Source organism: Sphingosinicella terrae, from assembly GCF_003347635.1.
Classification (GTDB): Bacteria; Pseudomonadota; Alphaproteobacteria; order Sphingomonadales; family Sphingomonadaceae; genus Allosphingosinicella; species Allosphingosinicella terrae.
This window is the reverse complement of sequence record NZ_QDFY01000021.1, coordinates 21,673-45,164: the sequence shown is the minus strand read 5'-3', so window position 1 is coordinate 45,164 and position 23,492 is coordinate 21,673. Positions and strand designations below refer to the sequence as shown.

Below are 23,492 nucleotides of genomic sequence, written 5' to 3'. Positions count from 1 at the left end.
GGCTCCGCAAGCCAATTGGCCCCTTCGTCTAGCGGTCTAGGACGTCGCCCTCTCACGGCGAAAACACGGGTTCGAGTCCCGTAGGGGTCACCAGCTAAATCAACGACTTAGCCGCCCCAACCGGTCCGCCAAAAGGCTACTTGCTGCATATTCACTGCAAAGCCGTGGCTGGATTTCAGCGGATCGTCGCGGACATCAAAGCTCGACAGGCGAGCAATCCTTCCGCAACCTTCGCCAGTGGCGAATCACCGCTTCGCTGAGGCGCGTGGGAACCGTGGAGCGAGCTGCGTCGGGATCAACCTAGTGGCGCTGCTTGTTTGCGTGGCTCGTCAGCGGCGCGGCCCACGCCGCTAGTCGTTGCCGCCTATTCCGGGTACGACGCCCGAAGGCCGAGGAACTCAGTCAAGCTCGCAGCCGGTGTTAGGGTGATCGTACCGACCTTGATTGTGCGGATCTGGCCTGCGCGGATCAGGTCATACAGCTTCGAGCGGCCGATGCCGGTTGGCCGGCACGCCTCGGGGATGCGCGCCGTGAGAGCATACGGGGCACTCAAAGCCGAGCGTCTTCCGAATGAGGGGGCTTAGACATCTGGTCGGTGTATCGCAGTTTCAATCGATCCGGGACGGCCTCCTTGACGCATTTAGCACCACCCTGAGAAATCTGGACGCGCTGGCTGGGCTGCTTTTGACCGAAAGCGCGATGGTCCGTAAGGCGAACCAACTCACTACTGAAAGGGGCGGCAGCTCGCTGATTAGAGAGCTTTCCCGGAACTAAGCGACTTGGGGCCGCGGAGTGAACGCGGCATGGACCTTACCTCATCATGCTCAAGTTCGACTGTGTCCAGCAGAGCGGAAAGCGACATGCCTAGTGCGACGGCAATCCGGGCCATCGAGATCAGCCCCACATTGATCTCACCGCGCTCGATCTTGCCGAAGGCTCCGCGGTCCAGATTCGCGAGGGCCGCGAACGCCTCCTGCGACAGGCCTTGGTTACGCCGCAATTCCCGAACCCGGGTGCCGAATGCGAGCTGAACCGAGGGATATTTCATCCCCCCATAATCACGGGTGCACTACGGGGGTCCACGGATTATATATCCCCGGTATATTGACTGTGATATACAGTCAGTGGATTGGTTTGATGCGGGGGCGCGCACGGGCGCCAATGGTAAGGCTGAGCCGGTCACCGAAAGGAAGCTTATGAACGTCTATAGCTTCACGGCCATCCGCGGCGTCCAGGCCGGCCGAGCTTATTATGTGGCGATGGTCCCTCTCAAGACTCTGGAGCGGCTTTTCCAGTTTAGCGAGGGTGAGCTGCCCCCTCAGCTTCGTGCGCAACGGGAGCTGAACAAGGCGCGAGTGCCCGGTATAGCTCGCTACCTTACGACCAATGCTGGACAATATGTGCTCTCGGCGCTGGCCGCGACGGTTGACGGCGTCATGCGATTCGAGCCGGCCGATGGACATCGGTCTGCCGGCAACCTGATTGTCGACATGAATGCCACGATCCTGATCAATGACGGTCAGCATCGAAGAGCCGGCATCATTGAGGCGCTTAAGGAACGGCCTCATCTCGGTGAGGAGACGATCGCCGTCACTCTGTTTCCGGACGAGGGGCTTGCTCGCTCGCAGCAGATGTTCGTCGACCTGAATCAACATGGCGTGAAGCCTTCGAGGTCGCTCCGGCTCTTCTATGACAGCCGAAACCAGGCAGCCGGGCTTTCGCGGGCCGTCATTGATGCCATCCCACTGTTCCGTGACCTCACCGACCTCACCCGAGCCTGTGTCTCAAGCGGATCGCGCAAGCTCTTCGCCTTCGGCAATATCCATAGCGCAACCGCCACTCTCGTCGAGGAGGCAGGTTTGGATGCAAGTGAAGACAATCCCCGACCTGCGGTCGAGTTTTGGACCCACGTCATCGCAGCGATGCACGAATGGCGGCTTGTTGGCGAAGGCCGGCTCACCGCGGCGGAGCTCCGGCAGGATCGGGTACACGCCCACGGCGTCGCGATGGAGGCGATGGCGATCGCCGGCGCCAGAATGATGGTGGAGCGCCCGATTGAATGGCCCGAGAGCCTGCAAGGCCTGGCCTCGATCGATTGGTCGCGATCGAACGCTCGGCTGTGGGAAGGCAGAGCGCTCGTCGGCGGTCGTATCAACCGGTCTCGAACGAGCGTGCTTCTGACTGCCGAGGTTATCCACAGCGCTTTACGAAAAGAGCCGAAAAAGGCGAACTAAAGAACTGACGCAGGCAAGCGCATCAGCTAGGGTTTTCGGGTGAAGGACGTGAACAGCAAAGCCTCGATGGAAGCGCCTGCGGGGCCCGAGTCCATCGACAAACTCATGGAGGACGTGCGGGAGATTTATCTCTCGGATCACCGTCCATGGGTCGTAGGCTACTCCGGCGGGAAGGATTCCACGACGGCGCTCCAGATCATCTGGAGCGCGATCTCCGTCCTCCCGTCGGCGCAGCGCACGAAGAATATCTACGTCATCAGCTCCGACACGTTGGTCGAGACTCCGGTCGTCTCCCGTTATATCGATGTGACGCTCGAGCGGATCGCAGCAGCGGCACTCGAGCAGAAAATGCCCATCATCACGGAGAAGGTCGTTCCTAACGTCGACCGGAGCTTCTGGGTCAACATGATCGGCCGCGGCTATCCTGCCCCCTCCCGCCGTTTCCGCTGGTGCACCGAGCGGCTGAAGATCGAGCCCGCTAACGACTTCATCAAGAGCCGCGTCGCCGAGTTCGGTGAGGTGGTAATGGTTCTCGGCGTTCGCTCGCAAGAGTCGGCGACAAGGGCTCAGGTCATGTCCCTTCACCGGATCGAGGGTTCGCGGCTGTCGCGCCACTCGTCTCTGCTCAACGCCTTTGTCTATGCGCCGATCGCGAGCTTCTCGACCGACGACGTGTGGACCTATCTGCTCCAGAACCCCTCGCCCTGGGGTAATGACAATCGCGACCTCGTTGCCATGTACCGCAACGCGCAGGCGGGCGAATGTCCGCTGGTCGTCGACACTTCAACGCCTTCCTGCGGCAATTCCCGCTTCGGATGCTGGGTCTGCACCGTGGTCGAACGAGACAAGGCAATGGAGGCAATGATCGACTCCGGCGAGGAGTGGCTTACACCTTTGCTCGAATTTCGCGACCTGCTAGCGGAAACCCAGGACCCGGAGCGCAAGCGGGAGTTTCGCGATTTTCGTCGCCGTACCGGCCAGATCAACTTCATTCCAGGCACCGACCGGGTGATGCCCGGCCCCTATACCCTTGAATTTTGCCGGAGTCTGCTCCGCCGGCTCCTCGAAACTCAGAAAGAGGTGGCGAGGGATGCGCCGATTGGCGAAGCGCCCATTCTTATCCAGGAAGACGAGCTACACGAGATTAGGCGGCTTTGGCGAACCGAGCGCGGCGATTGGCCGGACAGCGTGCCGAGGATCGTCCGGGAAACCCTCGGCAGGGACCTTGACTGGGTCGCCGAGGATGCCGTCGCCTTCACTGCCGACGACGGCGAGCTGCTTGACGAGATCTGCGCCGAAAACCAGGTGCCAACCGATCTCGTCATGCGCTTGCTCGATATCGAGCGGGCTTCGCACGGCCTCAAGCGCCGTCATGCGGTTCATACGCGGATCGAGAATGCCTTCGGTCTCGACTGGCGTGACCTCGACCTCGTCGTCGACGAACAGCGGCGCAGGCTCGGAATTGAGAATGCCGATCGGCTTGAGGACGATCCCGAACATTCGCCTGCCTCCCAGGAAGACAGGACAAAATGATTCTTCGAACGATCGAACTCGAGAACTTTGGGCTGTATGCCGGCCGCCAGCAGCTCGACCTCGTTCCGACCCGGGGCCGGCCCGTCGTCCTGTTCGGCGGGTGCAACGGCGCCGGTAAGACGACTCTTCTTGAGGCGGTCCGGCTGGCGCTCTATGGAAAGCGCGCGCTCGGGCTTAGGGTCTCCCAGTCTGAATATGAGGATTATCTCCAGCGCCGGGTTCATGTCGGCTCGAAAGGTAACGCTGCGCGAGTTGCCTCGGTCGGCCTTGAGTTTGATTACGCGGAAGCCGGGATAGTCCAGCGCTACCGGGTTTCCAGACGCTGGACGGTGCGGGGCGCGAGGGCCGTCGAGACACTTATCCTCGAGAAGGACGGAACTCCGGTCGAAACGGTTCCGCGCGAGGAATGGCACGCCTTCCTTCAGGAGCTGATTCCGCCCGGAGTGTCGCAGCTCTTCTTCTTCGATGGCGAGAAGATCGCCGAAATTGCCCGTGACGACCCGGACGAGGGGCTTGCGGACGCCGTCCGGGGCCTGCTCGGAATCGAGCTGGTCGGCCGCCTTCGTACGGATATCGGTCTTTATCTGGCCCGCCGCAGCCGTCGCGACGACGGCGGCGCGGCGGAGATGCTCGAGACTGTCGTTCGTGAGATCGGCGCCCTTGATCGCCGAATAGCCGATCTGACCGAGGAGGTAGCCGAGCTTAACACTCGCCATCTCGCGCAGACCGGGGCGGCGACCAAGGTCCGCCAGCGCTTTATCGCCGAAGGCGGCGATGCCGCTAACAAGCGTGCCTCGCTAGAGGGGATGAGGACGGAGATCCGAGAGCAGATCGCCCGGCGCGAGCAGGAGCTTCGTGACCTTGCAGGAGGACTGCTGCCCTTCGCCATGGCCCCCAGGTTGCTCGAGCGCTTCCTTGCAGCTTTGTCGCGGGCGGGGGATGCCGGAGCCGCCGAGGAGGCCGAAGCGCTTCGGCGCCGCCTGCTCGCCTGGCGGGCAACCGGCGAGCCGGCCAGGAGCGCCGCCTGGAAGGATGGGCATTGGCGCGATCTCGAAGCCTTCCTCACGGCGGATGCCGACAGCTCAGGGCATTGCGACACTTCGCTCGCCAGGCTGGACGCCGCTGAGCGTCGACGGCTTGCTACCCGGCTCACGGAGGCGCGCGACGGGATGCCGGCGAAGGTATCGGTGCTGGTTTCGGACCTCGATGCGCTTACCAAGCGGCTCAGAAACGTCGATGCCGAGATGGTCAGGGCCTCGGGCCACGCTGCCGGCGTCGTCCTGGACGAGCTCCTCCTTGCCGAGAAGGATGTCGGGGTTGTCGAGGCCCAGCTGAAGGCGCGGATCGAGGAGCTTCGAGGCCTTGAATATGAGCGGGCTACTTTGATCCGGGCGAAGGACCGAGCGATCGAGGCCCAGAGCGAGGCGGCCGCGACGGAGGAGCGAGCGGCTCTGGCCGGGCGGGTCGGACGAGCGCTGAAGCAATATGAAGAGCGGCTTCTCGAACTCAAAATCGCTCAGCTCCGGAAGGAATTCGTCGAGTGCTTCAATCACCTTTCGCGAAAGGGCAGCTTCGTCGCCAACGTTCGGATCGATCGCGCCACGTTCGATGCGACCCTCATCGATCGCGACGGAGTCGAGATTCGCAAATCGAGCCTGTCCGCGGGTGAGAAGCAGGTCTATGCGATCGCCATGCTGTGGGCGCTCGCCCGCACCAGCGGTCGGGCTCTTCCCATGATCATCGATACGCCCCTCGCTCGGCTGGACAGCGAGCACCGCTCGACGATCGTCGAGCGGTACTTCCCTCAGGCCAGCCACCAGGTCATCGTCCTTTCGACCGACACCGAAGTGGATGGAGCTCTGCTCGAGCGGCTATCGCCCAGCGTCAGCCACTCCTATCGTCTCGAATATGATCACCAGTGTCGGGCGACACGCGCGGTTCCCGGTTATTTCGGCGAGGAACCCAGGGAGGCAGCCGATGCACTACAGCAAGCTTAGAATCTCGACCGAAGCGACAAGCCGGCTGCGCTCTCTTCGCCAACGTACCGGGGTCACTCCCAATCTCCTCTGCCGTGCCGCGATCATGCTTTCGCTTGAGGAGGGGCCCGTCACCTCGCTTGCGCCGGACGAGAAGGGACTGGAATTCAACGCCTACACCCTCACCGGCGAGCATACCGGGACGATCGGCGCGCTGCTTCGCTTCGTCGAGGAAGATGACGGCGGCCCCGAGCTCAGCGACCCGGTTCTGATCGAGCGTCTTCGGGCGCACATTCACCGCGGCATCGGGACCCTGGCGGTGCGAGCCAAGTCACCGGCCGATCTGGGACGGCTGGCGATGAGGATCTGATGCTCGGGTCAACCCTTCCCGTCTACCTCGACCATAATGCGACAACCCCTGTCGATCCGCAGGTGGCCGCGGCGATGATGCCCTACCTCAGCGAGATTTTCGGCAACCCGTCGAGTGTTGAGCATGTTCACGGCAGCCAAGCCCAGGGCGCCGTTGCTAAGGCTCGCGAACAGATCGCTCAGGTCCTCGGCGCAAGAAGCAATGAAATCATCCTGACCGGGAGCTGCACCGAGGCGAACAACATCGCCATCCTCGGCGCAGCGCGAGCACAGCCAGACCGCCGTCACCTGATCACGACAGCGGTCGAGCACCCGTCCGTGCTCGAGCCCTTTCGGCAGCTCCAGCGGGAGGGCTATGCACTCACGGTTATTGCTGTCGACGAGCAAGGCCGGGTCGATCCGGGGGATGTCGATGCCGCGCTGCGCGATGATACCGGACTCGTCTCCGTCATGGGCGCCAACAATGAAGTCGGAACGATTCAGCCGATCGCAGAAATCGGCGCCTTGTGCGAACGCCGGGGGGCTCTGTTCCACAGCGACCTTGCTCAGCTGATGGCTCACCGCAAGGTCGACGTCGCCGCTAGCCACATTCACCTTGCGAGCCTTTCGGGCCATAAGGTCTATGGCCCCAAGGGCGTCGGGGCTCTATATGTTCGGTCACGCTCGCCTCGGGCACGGCTCCAGCCCATCATGTTCGGCGGGGGGCAGGAAAAGGGAATTCGCCCGGGGACCGTCGCCGTGCACCTTGCCGTCGGCCTTGCCAAGGCGGTCGAGATTGTTACGCGTGAAGCGGAGGCGGCCGATCAGCGCCTCCGGGCAATGGCCGAAGCTTTCCTCGATCGTGTCTCGGCGGGAATAGACGGAGTCCAGCTCAATGGCCACCCGACCGAACGGATCGTCAATAACATCTCCTTGTCGATCGCCGGCGTCGAGCCGCTGGCGCTCATGCAGCGCCTGAACACGTTCGCCAGCTTTTCTGCATCCAGCGCCTGCGCCACCGAGAAAGTGCAGACCAGCCCAGTCCTTCTTGCTATGTTCGGCAATACGCCGCGCGCGCGCCAGGCGTTCAGGGTGTCGCCGGGGCGATTCACGAAGGACCATGAGCTGCTTGAATTTGCAGATCTCGTCGTCGTAGCGGCGAAGGACCTGCGCCGCTACGCCGCCTGACGGCGGCGCTTAATTCCGTCAAAGTGGCTCACCGAAGCCGGGCGGCCTCCTCGATCGCGCGCCTGATGATGCTTCGCCCTGATCCGGAAGCGTTGCGGAAGCGGTCGTCGGCAAAGTCGATGCGAGCTGCCGGCTCGAGCACTCGACGGAAATGGCCGACGGAGATGATCTTCGTTTCGAACGCATCCTTCGCCAGGATGCGGAGAATGTCGAACAGGGCCTGCAGACCGACGGTTTTGAAAATGAAGGAGTCGGTGCGCGCAAATGACCAGAACAGGTCGTTGCAGGCCGTAAGATAGTTCAACACCATCGTGTAGATTACAACGTCCTGGCCCTCGAAATATGCCTCACGCAACGGAGAGCGGTCCTTTCGCCGCTCCCTGATATCGATTCTTCTGACTTTTCGGGGAGTCTGGAGGTTGTTGGCATCCGCCTTTGGATTGCTGGTGATCAGGCGAGCAATTCCCTCCACCACGACCGCCGTCGACACCTTCCAGCCGACGCCGCCAGTAAGGTGGGCTAGCTGCGCATCCTTCTTGGGAGCAATGATGATCCTGCCTTTCAGCGGGGACTTGGGATCACTGCCAAGCCGCCGGGTCAGGAACACCGCAAGCTTGTCGGGACTCCAGTAAGAAGGTTCATCATCGTCGATATTGTAACCAAACATCTCATAGGTGAGACTCTTGTCGACCCTCTTCTGATTCGAGTTGATGGTGGCGAATATCTGCGCCTGAAAGGGCTTGGGCAGGTCGAGATAGACTGCACAGATCATGTCCATGCCCAGGCGCTCGACGACTTCCGCCTTGGCGAAGCCGAACAGGCGGTGCTGCCCGTCAACGACGGCAGCGAGCTTGTCGATCGTGGGAATGACGAGTTCGTGGCAGCCGTCGGCGGCCAACTCGATGCGCCAGCGCCGGTCGACCTGGGCGGAGCTTGCCGCCGTAGCCGCTGTCAACTGGTCCGCCTCGGCGTCTTCGAGCGCCTGATCTTCCGGGGCATCCTCGATCATTCCGTCGGTCGGCCGCGAGTTTGCCGCAAGGATGATGGAGTTCGGAAATGCGGAATCGTCACGATCGATATACCTACCGATCTCCTGAAGACGCTTTTCCTGATACTCCCGCTGAATGCCTCCCAAAAGATACGGCTTTTCGGGATTATCGGTATGCTCTGCGGTCAGCCGGTCGCTGAAGCAGACGTCGAGGAGAAGCTTGGCAGGCAGTGCCGCAACCCAGCATTCCGCTAGCTCCTGATGGACGCGGAGCGCCTTCGTTCGGAAGGGGAACGTGATCTGCGGGATCGTCATGATTGAAATCCTGTGAGATTGCCTTCGAGAGGACGCGTCGGATCGTCGCCGCCGATCGAAGCGGTCGGAGCCCGGTCGTCATAATAATCGGCGTTGTCCGCGTTCGCGATCCACCAGTACCACAGGGAAGCCAGAGTGCTTGCGCCGCCGACGAAGAACGCGGTCTGAGGCCGCAGAGCATCGTCCATGATTAGCCACGCGCCGATCGCCGAAAAGATCAGAGTGAAAACGATTGAGAAGGCTTTCATTGCCTTGAGATATGTCCCGAACAGGATTTGCAGACAGGTCGACCCGATCAATGCCGGAAAGAAGGTCGCGATGGCCGTTCTAAGATTGGTGGTGCTGGCCGGCGGGTCGGAGCGTGCCAGCATGACGAACTCCAGCCAGATCCCGAGTCCGCCGACGAAGATCACGCTGGCAATAAAAAAGAAGCAATAAGTGGCGTGCCTGAAGGGCTCGCGCCAGCGGCGCGCGAGGTCACGCCGGAAATCCCTCCAGCCCCCGCCGGGCACAATCGTTGCCAAGGTCACTCCTCCACGCTTGTGCTCAGCGGGCTGCGGTGAAACAGGCGCTGCCCGTCCCCCTTCACCTTCAGGTCGCCGGCTCCGAAACCGAAGCTGAGCTTCAACGGGCAAGCGATCGGGAGTCAATATCCGGCACCTGATTGAATTCCGGCGAGGCGCCGGAACAAAAGAATGCCCCTCGCTCTTTTCCAGTGCCATCGACAGGAGCCCAATCGCCGCCAACGGACTGAACCAATTACACTCATCTATAGGTCGCGTTCGCCGCTTCACCACTCGCCCCAGACCTCGTGGGAAGGAGCCGTCGCGTCAGGACTGACAAGCGAATGCGCCTTCCAACTGAATGCATTTCGGAGCCGCAAGCTCGCGCGCTTGGCTGGCGGTCGCTGCGGGCGCGATCAGACGGAGCTGCCTAACGACTCCGGCAGCTCGGAAGCCGCGGGTTTCAGTTCAATCAAGAGGACGCGAAAGGACCTTCCCGGGCTGCCTTTCCAACGATGTCAGCGAACTGACGGAGGAATTCCTCGCTCGACTGCGGCTTCTGATCGAACCTTTCGGCGAGATAATCGTAGCCGCCGCTTGCATAGGCATTGAGGCGGCGGGTGCCTTCGTCCCGAAGATAGCTGTCGCCGTTACCACCAATCAGCTCGCGGAAGGTGGAGCGGACCTCTTCCTCCTCGCTGAGATCGACCTTGCGCTTCTTCAGCTCGGCGATCACGAGCATTGCAAGCAGGAAACTCTGGGACGGCTTGTAGTCGTTGACGAAATAGTCGACCATCTCTTTGGTCGGCATTCCCGCCCGTACCGGATCATCGCTAGATCCGGTGACTAGGCCAGTGACCGCACAGAAATAATAGAGGTCGAAGATGGTGCCGTTGGGAAGAGTCTTCTCGACATTGGAGAACCAAGCGTACGCGTCCTCGCGGATCCGGAAAGCAGCCATTTAGCGCCCCTCGACTTCCATGTCGAAAGCCTCGAAATAAGCCTCGTCCTCGACAAGTATCCCGTCGGCAGTCCGGGTGACTCCAGTTTTCGGGAGCCCGGCCATGAGCCTCTGAGTTCCCGGCGTCTGTCGAAAAAACGTGAGGTGAAGCACATCGCGCGCCGCCCGCTTAAGGGCGGGCACGAAATAGGGCCGCTCGGTATTGATGACGAAGGTTACGAACTGCGAGCACAAAGTCGGGACGAGCTCGCCAACGGCCCGTCTGACGGTTCCATCCATCTTCCCGACGGGGCTGTCAACCAGAAGCGGGAAACGGTTGTCGCCTCGCTCGAGGAGAGTCATGAGGAATGTATAGCCGACAGACAGCGTCTGGGCTTCGCTTCCCCGCTCCTGACCCGCCAATACGAGGTGCCCGTCGATGGACTCCAGGGCGATGGGATCGTCGGCCAGGATCTGCCTCAGGCGCCGATTGCAGGAATCCACAAGCTCGGTCTTGATCGCCCTGCGCGCCAGCTCCTCGGCACGCCGGATGATCTTCGTGACAGCCGCCGTCTTAGCGCGCAACATCTCGGTGCCGGTCGCGTCAGCGATCTTCTTGCTCGCGTCGTCGATCTCGCGCTGGATCCGGGCAAGCGAGAAGATTTCGCCGGTTCGAACGTTGAGCCCCGGATCATCGATGTCCCGAATGAGATCCTCGCATTCACCGCATTTCGCATCATGCGCCTTCTGCTGCTTCTCCCACTCCTTGACCTCCTCGCCCCCAGCATCGACGATCTTGCGCCAGTAGGTCCTCACATCCTGACTCGCCTTGAGGTGATCACGCCGGGCAGTGGACAATGCCGCTAGCCGGTCGAGCATCACGTCGTTCAGGCTGGGCTCGCCGGCCTTGGGCTGGTAGTGCTCGATCTCGCTCTTGATGAAGTTCATCGCTCCGGTCTCCTCGGAGCTCAGAACAAGCCTTGCTTCGTTGGAGATCTGCTCGCGCATGACATCCGTCATCGGCGTTCCGCAGATGCACTCCGTCCGCTTCTTGAGGTCGTTAAAGAACTGGGCCGAGGTGGCTTCCGGAAGCTTGAGCTCGTCAAGACAGTTCTTCCAGTTCACGAGCTTCGCGCCGATGGCCGGACTGAAGCTCAGCGGATTGCGAAGGGACTGAAGAAGCAGGTCACGGGCGGACTCGACCGCCGCCTTCGCCGTCGCTTCCGCGACTTTCGCGTCGGCGTGAGCGGCCTTGTCCTTCTCGTGGCCGCTGGTCTTTGCCGTGATCCGCGCCTGCAGCTCCTCACTGGCCTTCTTCGCTGTTTCGCGATCCTGCACGGCCTTTGTCCGCATGCGCTGAAGCTTGGCCTTTCGGACTCGAAGCTCGTCGCGCTTCCTGCGCAGGGCAAGGAGCGCCTGCGAGGACTTGGGCCCGGTCGCATTCTTGATTGCGGTATCGAAGCTGTCTTCCACGAAATCCATGATGTCCTCAACCAAGTAGAGCTGGCATAGTGAATCGATGGCATCCTCGGCCTTGGCCTTATCTTCGAGGAACAGCTCGTTCGCGAGCTCGCCGTTGAACACGAACAGGTTCAGGAATGAGCTTTCCACGAAACGCCGGATCTCGGGCAGCGGCTTCCACCCACGAACCAGTCCACCGCTTCCCGGCCGCGTCGTGAGGCTAGTCGCCCGGCCGTTGACGAAATCGAGCTCGAGCTCGAACGTTACTGGCTTTCCGTCCACCATCAGCCGCACCTTGAACCTGCCCGTCGAATGCTTCGCGTCCTTTCGGCGCATGGCCCGCACCTTGGTTTCGTCCCAGCTCGCGCCCTCGCCGCTCAGGGTAGCCTTGAGCATTTCGAGAGTCGTGGTCTTGCCGGTGCCATTCGGCATCTGGAGCAAGGCGACGTGATAGGACTCGCCGCCGTCCTGGCGCAGGTCGACATCGACGTCGGGACAGCGCAGCCCTTCCGAGCTCCAGCCCGCAATGTTAATCTTCATCTGCGGTCTCCGCGCCACTGACCGCCGACATCAGGCGCGCATAAAAGCTCTCCTGGCGCTCGACAGCGTCGTCCCCTTCCGCGAGGGCTTCCGCCCAGGCGATCAGCCGTGCCGCGACAGTCGCGGGCTGGCCTTCCTCTTCCGCGGCTTCACGAATTGCGGCCTCAAGCGCTGGATCAAGCGCCATCCTCGTCCCCCTTTCGTGTAGTTGCGAGCTGGCCGAGCCAAGCCGCCCTGTCCTGATCGGCATTCGCCATGAATTCTCCCGGGGCCGGGGGGCGAACGAAGTCGATGACGAGCGCTCGTTTCGAAGGCCGGGCCGGGTCGCTTCGGAGGCAGCGGCCGATCCGCTGCACCGTCTCGAGCCTCGCCCGCGCCGACGCAAACAAGACGACAGCATTGAGCGACTGGATGTCGATGCCCTGCGAGATGCGATGACAGGTCACCAGACAGGCAATCTCGCCGCGCGCAAAGGCAATGAGATGATCTCGATCGTCATCGGCATAATAGGTCCGGTAGCGGTTGGTATGTTCGTCGATGATCTCGAGGACCTGCTCGCCATATTCGCGCGTCTCGACGAAAATGATCGACCGGTCGAGTGTCTCGGGCCGCTCGTCAAGGAAGTTGCGATAGACCTCCGGCTTCATCTCCGCCGTCTTGTAGACCTTTGCGATCTCGGTCCAGATCTCTTCGTTGGTCATCGGTCGCCCCTCGCGCAACCGGGCCGCCTTCCTGGCATAGATCGCCTGAAGCCGGTCGCGGTCTCCCGACGTGAGATCGTAGGCGAGCGGCAGATAGTCGAATTCGGCAAGTACGCCGCGGGCGATTGCTCGCTCGAGCGGAAAGCGATAAAGCGTGTCGCCAAGCTCAGAGGCGATAAACTCATTGCCGGTCTGATCGTAGGCGCGCTCCGGGGTCGCGCTGAGCCCGAGGCGCCACCCGAACTCGGAATGCCGGCCGGCTAAGGTGCCGACCAGGGCGGGTACGCCCAGACCATGGACCTCATCATGAATGATGAACGCTCGACGGGTGATGTCTGCCCTCAGCGGCTCCAGTATGCGCGCCAACTGGCTTCGTGAGACCACGATCAGGGCCTTTCGTGGATCGAGCAGGTATTCCGCCGCTTGGCGATTCGTCTCGTATTGCCGAAGTATGAGCCAGCCGGTTCCACTCTCCTGCGACCAAGCCTCGAGCTCGACCGACCACTGATCGAGCAAATCGGTCCCGTCTGTAGTCACGATGGCTGTATCGATCCTGTTTTCAGAGATCAGTCGCGTGAGGATTTTGATCGCCGTACGGGTCTTGCCCGTGCCGGTAGCCATTTCGAGAATCCCCGACTTGGCCTGCATAAACGCGTCGGCGGCTTCATCTTGGTGCCGCCAGCGTGGATCGACTGGAGCGACATCGATGCCAATGTCGGCGGGCGGAGAAACCGGAGCGACGGCCTTCAAGCGAGCAATCACTTCGGCGGAAGGGGGAAGCACATCGAGTCCCGGCGCGAGGTCGGCCCAAGTCTCCTCGAACTGCTCGACCTTGGTCTCGACTCGGCCGACTTCCGTCGGCACCCAGTCACGGTAGACGTCGATAGATTCGTAATTGCGGCGGTGACCGCGGGCCGTCTCGTTTGCCGAGCCGGTGAAGGCTAGTCGAGCACCGCTGTCGAGGTTAAAAACGCCCATCTTCTCGTGGAACAGCCCAGCGCCTTCCACATGTGCGGCGAAGGCGAATTTGAGTTTTAGCCGCTCGTTCGCGATCAGCCAGGCGAAAATTCGCGCCCGGACCGATTTTTCTCCAGGCTCGGCGGCTAACTTGGCAATGTCATCGAGGACCGAATCCACGAGCACCGCGCGATAGCGTTTCCGTTCGACCTCGTCGTTTAGCGCCGCAAGCGTCGCAAGGTCTCCGGCAGGAATCTCAGGCGAGGCAATCAGCCTGATCTCGAGTCCGCTTTGGTTGCCGAGCCTGAGCAGTCCCTCCGACCAGGTGAGCAACGCAGCCGAGGAAAAATAACCCGACATTCGCCGGTACAGGCGCGATGCGGCTAGACATGGGGCGAAGAAGTCTTCGGCAAGGTTATCCTGACCCGAGCGGTAATGGGGTTTAAGCCGAAGCATGAGGTTTTCGGCCGAGTGCCCCGCCCCCTGGATCATTCGGAGTCCAGCCAGTTCAACGCATCCTCGCGGCGCTGCTCGGCAATCGCCCGGCGGTGATCCTGGATGAAGCGCTCGAACTCGTCATCCTCATCGGAAAAATCGGCAGGCACGACCGGATCCATCTCGGGCGAAAGCCCATCGGTCACCCGCGCATCCAACGCCTGGCCTAAGGCGGCCCCCACATCGCTCTGCCAAGCCAGCTGGCCGTCCGAATGGTGGGCCTCGGACAGGGCCTCGAGCCATTGATCTAGCCGGCGACCGGGCAGGTGCGGGCGTTGCCACGAGGCGCCTCCATCCGGCGCAACTGCCATCGCGCTCCCCGTCAGCACCGCGAGCACGGTCGCCGCGTTTGAGGAATCGAGCCGAATGCCGAGGATCCGGTTGACCGTCATGAAACCGATGCTGCCCTCTGTCCGAAGTTGTAGCCCGGCCGCTAGAATGCGCTCCAGCGGCGGTCGACCGACCCGATCTTCGCGACGAGAATAGCCAAGCTCGAACCGCCCGTGACTGCGTCTAAGGTCGAGCCACATCTGCCTGTCCGATTGATCCGTCGGCCATTCCTCAGGACTGGCCACGGAGAGAAGTGAGCGAAAGATTGACGGCGCGGCATTTGCACGGGCCCAGCGGCAGAGCCGCATTTCCGCCGCCGGGCTCCACAAGGGAAACCGGCCCCAGGGCTCGCCGCAGCGCCGGGCAAGCCCAAACAGCCGCGCCTGCTTCTCGTTGAGCAGAAAATCGAGCCTGTGGGCGCTCAGAATCTCCTCCTCACCGAGCTTGTGCGAGGGCAATGCGTAGACCCCCGGAAGTACACGAATGAAACGCGCCGGGTTCATGATCAGGGTGGGAGCGAGACTGTTCGCCGAGCGCCCGCTGGGAAGAATATCCCGGGCTCGGGCCATCAGCTCGCCAAGTCGGGTGGGTCCGACGCGAAGAAGCTCCCGCTCCAGCGCCGCGGTGATGGTGTTCTCGTTCGCCTGCTCGGAATCCGCGGGCGGGACCGTCGCCGAAGCGCTTGGCGGGATATCCCCCGCCGGTCCGACCGCCTGCCACCGCCCCTCCCAGATCTCGACGAAGAGATGCCTTGCCGCTTCCATCACGATGACGAGGTCGCGATCCGAGCATGGATCGTGAGGGACGGCCGCGTGATACCGATCGAGCAGCTCGCGCACCTCGGCCGGTCCGCCGAGCCGCGTCAGCAGCCAATGAAGCGCTGTCGCTCGGCGAAGCCGGGTGGCTGGCTTCTTGGGATAGGCATAGCCTGCCTCCAGATGCCATCTGAGCACGAGTTCAGCCGCCGCGGCGGCTTCCTCGATGGCGATACTCCCACGAGCATGGTCGAGCGTTCGCGGTAGCGGGCGCCCCCGGCTTGAGAGTCGAAGCTCCTTGGCGACCCGCTTGACGTGATCACGATTGAGGCGGTGGTGGAGGCGGCCTGCGCCGATCCGCGATGCGAAGCCGGCGATCCAGCGTTCAAGGCCAAGCCCGCGAATTGCGAGTGCAAGGTGCAACCGGCGGTCAAGTCTCGATTCGCGGCGATTAAGCTGAGCGGCGGTCAAGTGAGCCTTGCCGTCGGCAAGCCGGTCCCAAGTAACCGGTCGATATTCGTCTAGCAGGGCCTTGAGCCTCGAACGGCGGGAGTGAAGGCGAAGCTCGCTAAGCGCACGCGATTCGAGCTGACGAATCCGCTCGCGAGTAAGGTTGTATGACCGACCAATCTCCTCGAGCGTCTCGTCTGCGCAGCCGATCCCGAAACGCCGCCGAATGATGTCGAGTTGGCGCGGCTCGAGCCGAGCCAAAAGCCAGTCGACGAGGTCGAACAGAGAGCAATCAGGTGGAGGATCGTCAGGCAGACCTATCTCCAGATCCGCTGGGATTCCAAGCAGCCTGGCCGTTGCCTCGCCGAGTTGGTCATCTGGAACCCCGTACCGGCCGAGCTGGGCGCGAACGTAACCTGCAAGGTGCGTCATCAGCTCGCTGACTGACCGCTGCCCACAATTGGGCTGGCGAAGCATCCAGGCCTCGACCATCAGCCGCTGCTGTAGCAGCGAGCGCAAGGACATGCCCGCCAGCTCGGGCCGGCCTATAATCCGCTTGAGGCGAACCGACATGGGCCGGTCGGCCAGAAGCTCGCCAACCGCGGTCTCGTCGATGAGCGCCATCAGCTGACCGATCTCGCCGACATCGAGCCGAGCCGGCGCTCCGGAAAAGCTGGTCGCGTCAGCTTCGGAGCGAGCGGACGAAGACGATGTGAGCCTCATCGCGCGCGCACGCTGGTGCGCAAAGCGGCTCGGACGGCCGGCCCTATCTCGATCCTAGGTGACATCAGCCGCCCACTATGCCGCCTCAGATTCGGGAGCCGGGTCGTCGAGTCTCGCCAGGAAATCGACATATCTCTTGCTCAGCGTGGCGGGTCGGGGAGGACGGGTGGTGGTGCGATCGGCGAAATACGCCAGTACCTGTTGCGCATTCTTCTGCAGCAAGGCGACGGTCAGAACGTCCGCAGATCGCGGATTGAGCCTCACGTCGGGGACCCCGATCCGGTCTAGATAGAGGTTAAACTGCTCGACCCGCGCCTGGGCAACCGCGATATCGGGGAGGCCCGTTCCAAGCGCTTGAGCAATCCTCCCGGGATTTGAAAGCTCGAGGATCATCGCAACGTCGAATGCCACCCCCGCGTTCACAGCCAGTTCGAGCCCTGGAAAATTCTTGCGCAGCCGAGCAACGAAATCATGAACGTCGGTAAAGTCGCCGGTCTGCTCCTCGAGCCGAACTTCCGTCGCCTCGATCAGCCGACTGATCGTCGCGTCGCCAGAGAGGGTGAGGTGGCCGAGCGCCTGGAGCAGCCCCTTCTCGACGAGACCTGGTCCTCCACCCTGAGGCTTGTAGGAGATGTCGTGTTCGATCTCGTTCCAGACATGGGCCATCATAGAGCAGATCTGGACCTCGCAGCTCGTACCGCGAAGATTCTCAAAGTCACCGATCAGCTCCTGCTCCGGAAGGCAGACTTGGCAATGGACTCCGCGATAGAAGCGGGCGTTGGCGAAATCGATCTTGTCCTTCGGGTCGGGGACGACGTTTCCGTCGCCCGGCCCCTTGAACACCTTGCAGATCTCCTTCTCGACCTGTTCCTGGTCCTCTGGTCTATACGTCGCGACCCTGACTCCCGCCAAATCGCTGATCCCGGCGAAGATCTCCTCCACCGACGTGTAGTTCTTCTCCGGGTTCATGGCGAAGCGGCGAAGCTTTCCCTGGAAGCTCCGAACCGACTTTGTTCGGGATGTCACCTGCGCACGAATCACGCTCTCTTCGAGGATCGCCGTACGAGTGAGATCGGCCACCCGCGCGGCTAGCTTGATGTAGCGATCCCGCTCCCGGCCGTAACGCTCAACGGCCTCGGTAATCTGTTCCTCCGATAGTGCCATCGCCCCGTATTGTGCCCCCAACCGCAACCGACTGGCAGGCTAGCCAAAAAATCGTGAATGGACAACGGCCTCACGCAGAACGGGCACACAAAGCCATGCGCTCGCAAGCGATGACTGTACGCCCTTGCAGAAAATGGGAGCAGTGTCACGGCGACACAGTAACGTGTCAGCTACCAGCGAAACCTTTTGTCTTGATCGACCAAGCGACGACCGCTCCACGGCAGGAACCCGCAATCGCCATTACCAGCGAAGAGCGCTGAACCAGTCCAGCAGCTGCTCAATCACGTTTGAGCCTTTTTCACCCTTCCACATCGCTCTGACATATGTTGAGAACCCAGTGACGAAGCGGACAAAGGGGATCTGCTTGATTGCTTCTGCGCCTGCCTGCTTAGCCGCGCCTTCGACGAAGCTCTTCCGGGCATGACTTGTAGCTTTCAGCCGCCGCTTGGCTTCGAGTAAGGCGCTTTGCAGCAAGGCTCGAATCCCGTTGCGCTGCATCTCCACGGCATTGACTATCGCCTGGTCGGCATTAAGCCCCGAGGTGCCGCTTGCCGCTTCGGCCGTCGCGGTCGCCGTCGCCAGCACCTCGGCAGCTTCTTTGTCCATCACGAGAGGTGAGTTGCGAAGAGCACCCACCAGCGCTGCTCCGGAGCGGAGCCGTTCAAGTAATTCCGCGCGTCCAGACGGCCCGATCCGCGCGTTGTCCAACTCTCGGAGCAACGGATCCTGCTGCGCATAGACGTTGAACTGTTCGACGAGGTCGCTCAGCAATTCTCCCACTTGCTCGGGTAAAGGAAGCGAGTCGGGATCGGGGCTTGCTCTGGCGCGAATGTCGGCATCGTCCAGCCGCCGCAGAGTGTTGCCGTGGGACCAGATGATGTGCCTTTCGGCAGTTTCAGGAGTCTTGCCGAGAGCATCTGCAAAGGCATTGAGCGGATGCCTGAGATGCGCCGAACGGTTGCTCGCCGTGGGAACTGCACGCTGCAGGACCCGGCATTTTATCAGCAATAGGCGGTGCAAGTCCGCCTGAATAGCACTAACAGCCCTGGTGAGATGATTCAGAGCAACCGGAGTCTCGCCCGTCGCGAGGAACTCGGGACCGACTGCCGAAGCCGGCGGGAGAGCGTCGACATCGAACGCGGCAAGCCCTTCGCGCGCCGACCCGGCACCACTTTCGGCAGTTCGGGTGAACAGGTCGGACTGTCCGCCCACCGAGCGAAGGTAATCGGCGATCCTCGCATCATCTGGCCAGTTCTCCGGGCGATCAAATTGCGCACGATCTAACAAGGGCCGAAGCAGCGGTCGGCACTCGGCGTCCTCGCTGAGCATGAGCATCATCTGATCACGAAGCTCCTGACGTGCCCCTGTCGAGTCCCACAGCATCCTGTAGCCGGGGCTTATCGCCTGGACATCGAACGCGTCGAACAGCTTCCGCCGTGTTCTCGGCAAGGTTCTTTCGAATGAGCGCCGGTCGAGCGGCTTGCCCTTGCGATAGAACTTCCACAATCCGTCGTTGGACAAAGCCCACAAGGGTTGCCAGCCGTTCGAAGCACGGTCCGGAAAATTCGGCGCCACATATTCACCGAACCTTCGCTCGATCATCTCCGAATGGAGGAGATCTGGGTCTAATCGGCCCAGATCGGCAAGGTCGATTGCAGCAATAACGCAGACAGGCTTGAAGAAGCGCGCACTCGGCGCGCGGCTTCGGTGGACCGATCGAATGAGGGAAGCCCAGTCCTTCCGCTGTTGCGCCATCCCCTCCCCCTACCTCGCCTAAGCGCGCTGAGGTACGACATTGGCCTCGCTCCCTCTTCGCGGCTGTGACTAGTGGTGTTCCTCCAAGGGCCAATCGAGGTGGCCTGGTCCAACTAGACTCAGAATAGAGGTTTCTCCATCAATGCTGCGGCATTATCAACTGCGCTCGGCCCGCAAACCGTCAGATACTTTGGCCAGACGCACTTCCGAATTTGACGCCAACCGCCGCCCCACCAAATCGATGAACGCCTGATATCGCTTAAGCCCAAGCTGCCGCGTCTCGTCATCGAACGGCGGCTGGTGCGCGACCATCGTCAGCTGATGGTGGACAAACGTGCCGAGCGCTTCGGCCAGAAGATCGACCTTGCCTTCGAGCCGCTCCTGCCCGCGGCTGATCCGGTCCAAGCGCACTCCGAACCTCAGGTCCAGCTCGTGACCAGCACGCCGCTCGAGCACGGCTTTAAGCCCCTCGGTCAGCACGGCCGTCTTCGACGAACCGGACGATGCGCAGAGCCGATCGAGAGCCTCCGACAGATCGTCGGGAAGATAGAACTGATGGCGTGTCTTCAACGTCTTCATGGTAGCGCCACTATGGAGGCAAGCGGCGTCGTGCCAAACGACGACTCCGCCGCACCAAGCGCCCGCTCACCGCACGTCATCCGGCTCACATGCCGATGCTGGGCCCCTGCCGCTCGCGGCCAATGGTCCAGCTGATCCCGCCGCCTCGCACTATGCACGATATTTCCCGGCCGATCTGCCGCTCCAGTACCGGCCGCCACGGCACCAGACTGAACTCGAGCGAGTGCTCAACCAGCGCAAATTTTCGGTCGCCGACCTGAATGGGCCCGCGGCAGATCCCCTGCACGTGATCGCCGATCCCGTGCTCGCGGAAGGCTCGTCCGCTCTCGCGCTCGATCTTCACCGCGGCGGCCCTGAGCTCCCGCCGCTCCAGCTGATCCACCAGGTCGGACCTGAAGCGGTAATCCTCCCCCTCCAGATCGATCATCCGCTGCGCCGCCAGCCACTGCATCCGCCGGTCGATTGCCTTACGGACCTCAGCCCCAAAACCTCGCCCGAGCTCCACCGGCTTCTCAGCAACGATCTCACGGTCGAGCCAGGTCGCTCCGTCGCGCTCGGGCAGCAGGTCAAGCCGGTCACCGCTGAGGAGCGCGACGGTGAGGGGCATTCGAGCGCGAAGCCGCCGCTCATACGCCTCGACCCGCTCCAGATGATCCGGAGCGATCTGCCAATAGCCATCGACCTCCCGCTCGACAGGAAGGCCGCTCCGGCGAAGGGCCTCGAGCCGGCGGATATGCGCCGTCGCGAACGACTCGCTCGCCGTCGGGTCGCGGAACTGATGAAGCTCGACGCTGTACCAGCCCTTGCTCGTGCCGGCGATCGCCGCAATCGTCCGATCCACCTCGCGCACGCCGGCCCGCCTGGGCTCGATCTGCACGATCGCCCCCGGCCGCGCGTCGAAGACGCTAGCTCCAACATCGAGATAGTGGGTGTGCCCATCGACCCCGTCCACGATGAGGAACCGCCGATCGGCATGCTCGTCCGCCAGACCGGATGCGACTAGCCGGCCCACCACCGGCCGCGCATCCGATGCATCCGGATCGTAGATCGCCTGGTCCTGCGGCGCCCGCGGCTGCATCGCGATCCTGAGCGCGTGGTTCATGGTCCGCACGATGTCGCCGCGCCGTCCCATCTTTCGCAGCGTCGTCTCCAGCTCCGGATCGAGCTTCCACCGGCCGCCGGGCTGCTCGCTTGCCAACCCCATCCCCGAGAGCGTCCGCAGCCGCGCCGTCCGCAGATCCTGCTCGACCCAGCTCCCCCGCCGCGGATCCACGAGCCCCTCCGCGTCCATCGACCGGATCAGTCGCCGATCAATGCCGGTCAGCCGCTCCTGCTCGACCTCGCCGAGCTGCGAGCGAAGGATCTCCCGCTCCGTCCGCGGCCCCAGGTCCAGGTTGACGAGTTCGGCCGCTCGCTCACGCAGCCCCTGCGTCAGGTACTCGCGCGCAATGATCAGGTCCTTGCCGCGATCGTCCTTCCCGCGGACGATCACATGGCTGTGCGGGTGACCGGTGTTGAAGTGATCGACCGCCACCCAATCGAGCTTCGTCCCGAGGTCCTTCTCCGCCTGGGCCATAAAGCGCCGGACGAGCGGCTTCAGGTCCTCATATTCTGAACCATCCTCCGGCGCGACGATGAAACGGAATTGATGGCGGTCTCCCTCGCCCCGAGCGACGAAGTCCTTGCCGTCCGCCCGATCCTCCCGTTCCGAGTAGAGCCCGCCGCGCTCGCCCTCGCGCGTGGTCCCGTCCCGTTGCAGGTAGCGCATGTGGGCCGTCGCTCGTGCGAGGCCCTTCTGCCCGAGCTTCACGATGCTGGCCTTCACCACCACCCGCCGCGCCGTACGGCCTCTATACCGCGGCCCACTCGAAAGCACGCGCCCCGCGCCGGCACCGCGACCGATCCGACTCCCGTCGAACTTCGGAGCGCCGCCGCGCACCCTCGGTCCGCCGGCAAGCTGCGCCGCCTGCCTAATGCGGTTGGCGAAGCGCTTGCCGCTCCCGCGACCGCGGTCGCCAATGCGGCCGAGCCACAGCTCGAAATCATCTTCCATGGGACGAGTATGAGGCGAGCCTAACGGCTGTCTTCAAGGTCCTCCACAACGTGCCGCAGAAATCCGCCACTTCTCGAGCAAGTGGAGGCATGCGCCCCCGCATGCCTCCACAAAAAACGATGTGCAGACGCCACTTTCAGGGCCTCAGGGAGGCACTGCTTTAATCTTGCCTTCCCCTGCTCCCTACTGTCTCCCTACTGCAGATCCTTCCCAAGACCTCCCACCACCAGCACCACCGATCGCGCCAAAGCTGCACCGAGTGAGCAAAAGGAAAGCGGAGCGACGCTGCCGCGTCGCCCCCGCAAGAGCCATTCCGGAGCGATCATCGCGCCCGAAGGAGCTCGAATTCAGCCTCTCCGCGACCCTCGCAAGGTCGCTTCCAGAGCAGCTCCACCGCCGCTCCTTCGCCATCGACCAGGCACATTCCGACATACCAGCGGCCATCCAGAACGCTCAAAATCGAAACCCGGGAGAGCTCCTGAGACGCATATTCATCGTCGAGATCCCAGCCGATCTGCTGACCCAGGTACCGCTCCCGAACCCGAGCCTCCCATAGGAAGTCGACGGCTTCAGCCTCGATAATCCGCGCGGCCAGAACTCCTCCGAACTCCGCCCGAAGCGCGTCCAACGCGGCATCGCACCCGCGTCCGATCGTCGAAAAATTGTTCATCGGATGTCTCCTTCAGCATCGTCTTCCGATCGAAGACGGCGCCTGCGGAGCGGGCGGCGAGGCGGCTGTCAGGGCCGCCGAAGGCGCCGCGAAGCGGGGCGTGGGGGAGCCGATTTGCGAAGCAAATTGGGGGCACCGCGCAGCCTTGATCAGCTGCCTCGCCGCCCGCCACACTGGGCCTCTACGAGACGAGACCCCTCCCCCGCAGTCTCTCCTCCCGCACCAAGACGCACGAATCGAGGAGCCTCTCGGCGGTGGAATGGCAGCACGAAAGAGGATGGTAAGAGCCCCGGCGACCGAAGCCGCCGGGGCGATTGACCGCCTTAGAACGGCACGTCGTCGTCGAGATCCTGCTGCGGTTCGGACCCGCCGCCGGCGCCGGACTGCCGCGGCCGGCTAAGGAACTGGACGTCCTCGGCGATGATCTCGCAGCCGTAGCGCTCGACGCCCTCGCGGTCGGTCCAGCGGGTGTAGTGGAGCCTGCCGCGGACCGAAACGAGCATGCCCTTGGTCGCGTGCTGGGCGATGATCCTGCCGAGGCCGTTGAAGCAGGTAATACGGTGCCACTCGGTGTCCTTGGCGGTGAAGCCGCTTGCATCCTTGCAGGTCTTGCCCTCGCTGTCTCGCTTGGGACGGCTGGTGCCGAGGCTGAAAGAGGCGATGTCGGTGCCGCTGTTCGCTGTGCGAAGGTCGGGATCGGCGCCCAGGTTGCCGACGAGAAGAACGGTATTGGTCATGTCGAAAGTCTCCTGTTCCTGTCGCCGGGACCACCCCGTCGACAGCCCGGAGAGAGGCGCGGCGAATGCGGCGGCGCGCACCGGAGGCGCAGCCGCA

The 23,492-nt window shown here is 62.6% G+C and carries 19 protein-coding genes and 1 tRNA gene; 6 read left to right on the top strand and 14 right to left on the bottom strand.

Annotated features, from left to right (window positions below; all coding sequences use genetic code 11):
• Nucleotides 1–17 precede the first annotated feature (17 nt).
• A tRNA-Glu gene (locus tag DDE10_RS22235) sits at nt 18–93 on the top strand.
• Between the two features lie 658 nt (nt 94–751).
• Here the strand turns inward: DDE10_RS22235 and DDE10_RS22225 are convergent.
• Nucleotides 752–1,048, bottom strand: a complete 297-nt coding sequence (locus DDE10_RS22225) for a helix-turn-helix domain-containing protein (RefSeq protein ID WP_114955005.1) — start codon at nt 1,046–1,048, stop codon at nt 752–754.
• A 148-nt stretch (nt 1,049–1,196) separates the two neighbouring features.
• Here DDE10_RS22225 and dndB point away from each other — a divergent pair, with 148 nt between their 5' ends.
• Genes dndB through DDE10_RS22200 form a run of 5 tightly spaced genes read left to right on the top strand, consistent with a single transcriptional unit; the run spans nt 1,197 to nt 7,279 of the window.
• Nucleotides 1,197–2,234 carry a DNA sulfur modification protein DndB gene (gene dndB / locus DDE10_RS22220; RefSeq protein WP_114955004.1) on the top strand — a complete coding sequence of 346 codons (1,038 nt, stop codon included), beginning with the start codon at nt 1,197–1,199 and terminating at the stop codon, nt 2,232–2,234.
• Nucleotides 2,235–2,273: 39 nt separating this feature from the next.
• Nucleotides 2,274–3,767 (top strand): DNA phosphorothioation system sulfurtransferase DndC, encoded by a 1,494-nt coding sequence (gene dndC, locus DDE10_RS22215; protein WP_284734831.1) that lies wholly within the window; start codon nt 2,274–2,276, stop codon nt 3,765–3,767.
• On the top strand, nt 3,764–5,764 hold the full coding sequence (gene dndD, locus DDE10_RS22210; RefSeq protein WP_114955003.1) for a DNA sulfur modification protein DndD: 2,001 nt from the start codon (nt 3,764–3,766) through the stop codon (nt 5,762–5,764). Before dndC ends, dndD begins: the two co-directional genes overlap by 4 nt.
• A complete protein-coding gene (dndE, locus tag DDE10_RS22205) occupies nt 5,745–6,113 on the top strand; it encodes a DNA sulfur modification protein DndE (protein ID WP_114955002.1) in 369 nt (122 codons plus the stop codon). The genes dndD and dndE overlap by 20 nt, the downstream gene beginning before the upstream one ends.
• Entirely contained in the window at nt 6,113–7,279 is a 1,167-nt protein-coding gene (locus DDE10_RS22200) for a cysteine desulfurase family protein (RefSeq protein ID WP_114955001.1), read from the top strand. The genes dndE and DDE10_RS22200 overlap by 1 nt, the downstream gene beginning before the upstream one ends.
• Nucleotides 7,280–7,307: 28 nt before the next feature.
• Here the strand turns inward: DDE10_RS22200 and DDE10_RS22195 are convergent, their stop codons facing one another.
• The 13 genes from DDE10_RS22195 to DDE10_RS22135 form a co-directional block, all read right to left on the bottom strand.
• Entirely contained in the window at nt 7,308–8,582 is a 1,275-nt protein-coding gene (locus tag DDE10_RS22195) for a DGQHR domain-containing protein (protein ID WP_114955000.1), read from the bottom strand.
• A complete protein-coding gene (locus DDE10_RS22190) occupies nt 8,579–9,106 on the bottom strand; it encodes a hypothetical protein (RefSeq protein ID WP_114954999.1) in 528 nt (175 codons plus the stop codon). The genes DDE10_RS22195 and DDE10_RS22190 overlap by 4 nt, the downstream gene beginning before the upstream one ends.
• 451 nt (nt 9,107–9,557) lie before the next feature.
• Complete coding sequence (locus DDE10_RS22185; RefSeq protein WP_114954998.1) at nt 9,558–10,046, bottom strand: hypothetical protein; 489 nt, start codon at nt 10,044–10,046, stop codon at nt 9,558–9,560.
• Nucleotides 10,047–12,026 carry an AAA family ATPase gene (locus DDE10_RS22180; protein WP_114954997.1) on the bottom strand — a complete coding sequence of 660 codons (1,980 nt, stop codon included), beginning with the start codon at nt 12,024–12,026 and terminating at the stop codon, nt 10,047–10,049.
• Complete coding sequence (locus DDE10_RS22175) at nt 12,016–12,213, bottom strand: CxC ATPase DNA modification system associated small protein (protein WP_114954996.1); 198 nt, start codon at nt 12,211–12,213, stop codon at nt 12,016–12,018. Before DDE10_RS22175 ends, DDE10_RS22180 begins: the two co-directional genes overlap by 11 nt.
• Nucleotides 12,203–14,176 (bottom strand): DEAD/DEAH box helicase family protein, encoded by a 1,974-nt coding sequence (locus DDE10_RS22170; RefSeq protein ID WP_284734830.1) that lies wholly within the window; start codon nt 14,174–14,176, stop codon nt 12,203–12,205. Before DDE10_RS22170 ends, DDE10_RS22175 begins: the two co-directional genes overlap by 11 nt.
• A complete protein-coding gene (locus DDE10_RS22165; protein WP_114954994.1) occupies nt 14,173–16,437 on the bottom strand; it encodes a sigma factor-like helix-turn-helix DNA-binding protein in 2,265 nt (754 codons plus the stop codon). Before DDE10_RS22165 ends, DDE10_RS22170 begins: the two co-directional genes overlap by 4 nt.
• 75 nt (nt 16,438–16,512) lie before the next feature.
• The gene (locus DDE10_RS22160) at nt 16,513–17,601 is read right to left on the bottom strand and encodes a GTP pyrophosphokinase (RefSeq protein WP_114954993.1); all 1,089 of its coding nucleotides are present in this window, start codon (nt 17,599–17,601) and stop codon (nt 16,513–16,515) included.
• 240 nt (nt 17,602–17,841) lie between these two features.
• A complete protein-coding gene (locus DDE10_RS22155) occupies nt 17,842–19,356 on the bottom strand; it encodes a hypothetical protein (protein ID WP_114954992.1) in 1,515 nt (504 codons plus the stop codon).
• 156 nt (nt 19,357–19,512) lie between these two features.
• Nucleotides 19,513–19,935, bottom strand: a complete 423-nt coding sequence (locus DDE10_RS22150; RefSeq protein ID WP_114954991.1) for a CopG family transcriptional regulator — start codon at nt 19,933–19,935, stop codon at nt 19,513–19,515.
• A gap of 85 nt (nt 19,936–20,020) precedes the next feature.
• A complete protein-coding gene (gene rlxS / locus DDE10_RS22145; RefSeq protein WP_114954990.1) occupies nt 20,021–21,988 on the bottom strand; it encodes a relaxase/mobilization nuclease RlxS in 1,968 nt (655 codons plus the stop codon).
• Between the two features lie 322 nt (nt 21,989–22,310).
• The gene (locus DDE10_RS22140; RefSeq protein WP_114954989.1) at nt 22,311–22,658 is read right to left on the bottom strand and encodes a hypothetical protein; all 348 of its coding nucleotides are present in this window, start codon (nt 22,656–22,658) and stop codon (nt 22,311–22,313) included.
• A 323-nt stretch (nt 22,659–22,981) separates the two neighbouring features.
• A complete protein-coding gene (locus DDE10_RS22135; protein ID WP_114954988.1) occupies nt 22,982–23,395 on the bottom strand; it encodes a single-stranded DNA-binding protein in 414 nt (137 codons plus the stop codon).
• Between the last annotated feature and the right edge of the window lie 97 nt (nt 23,396–23,492).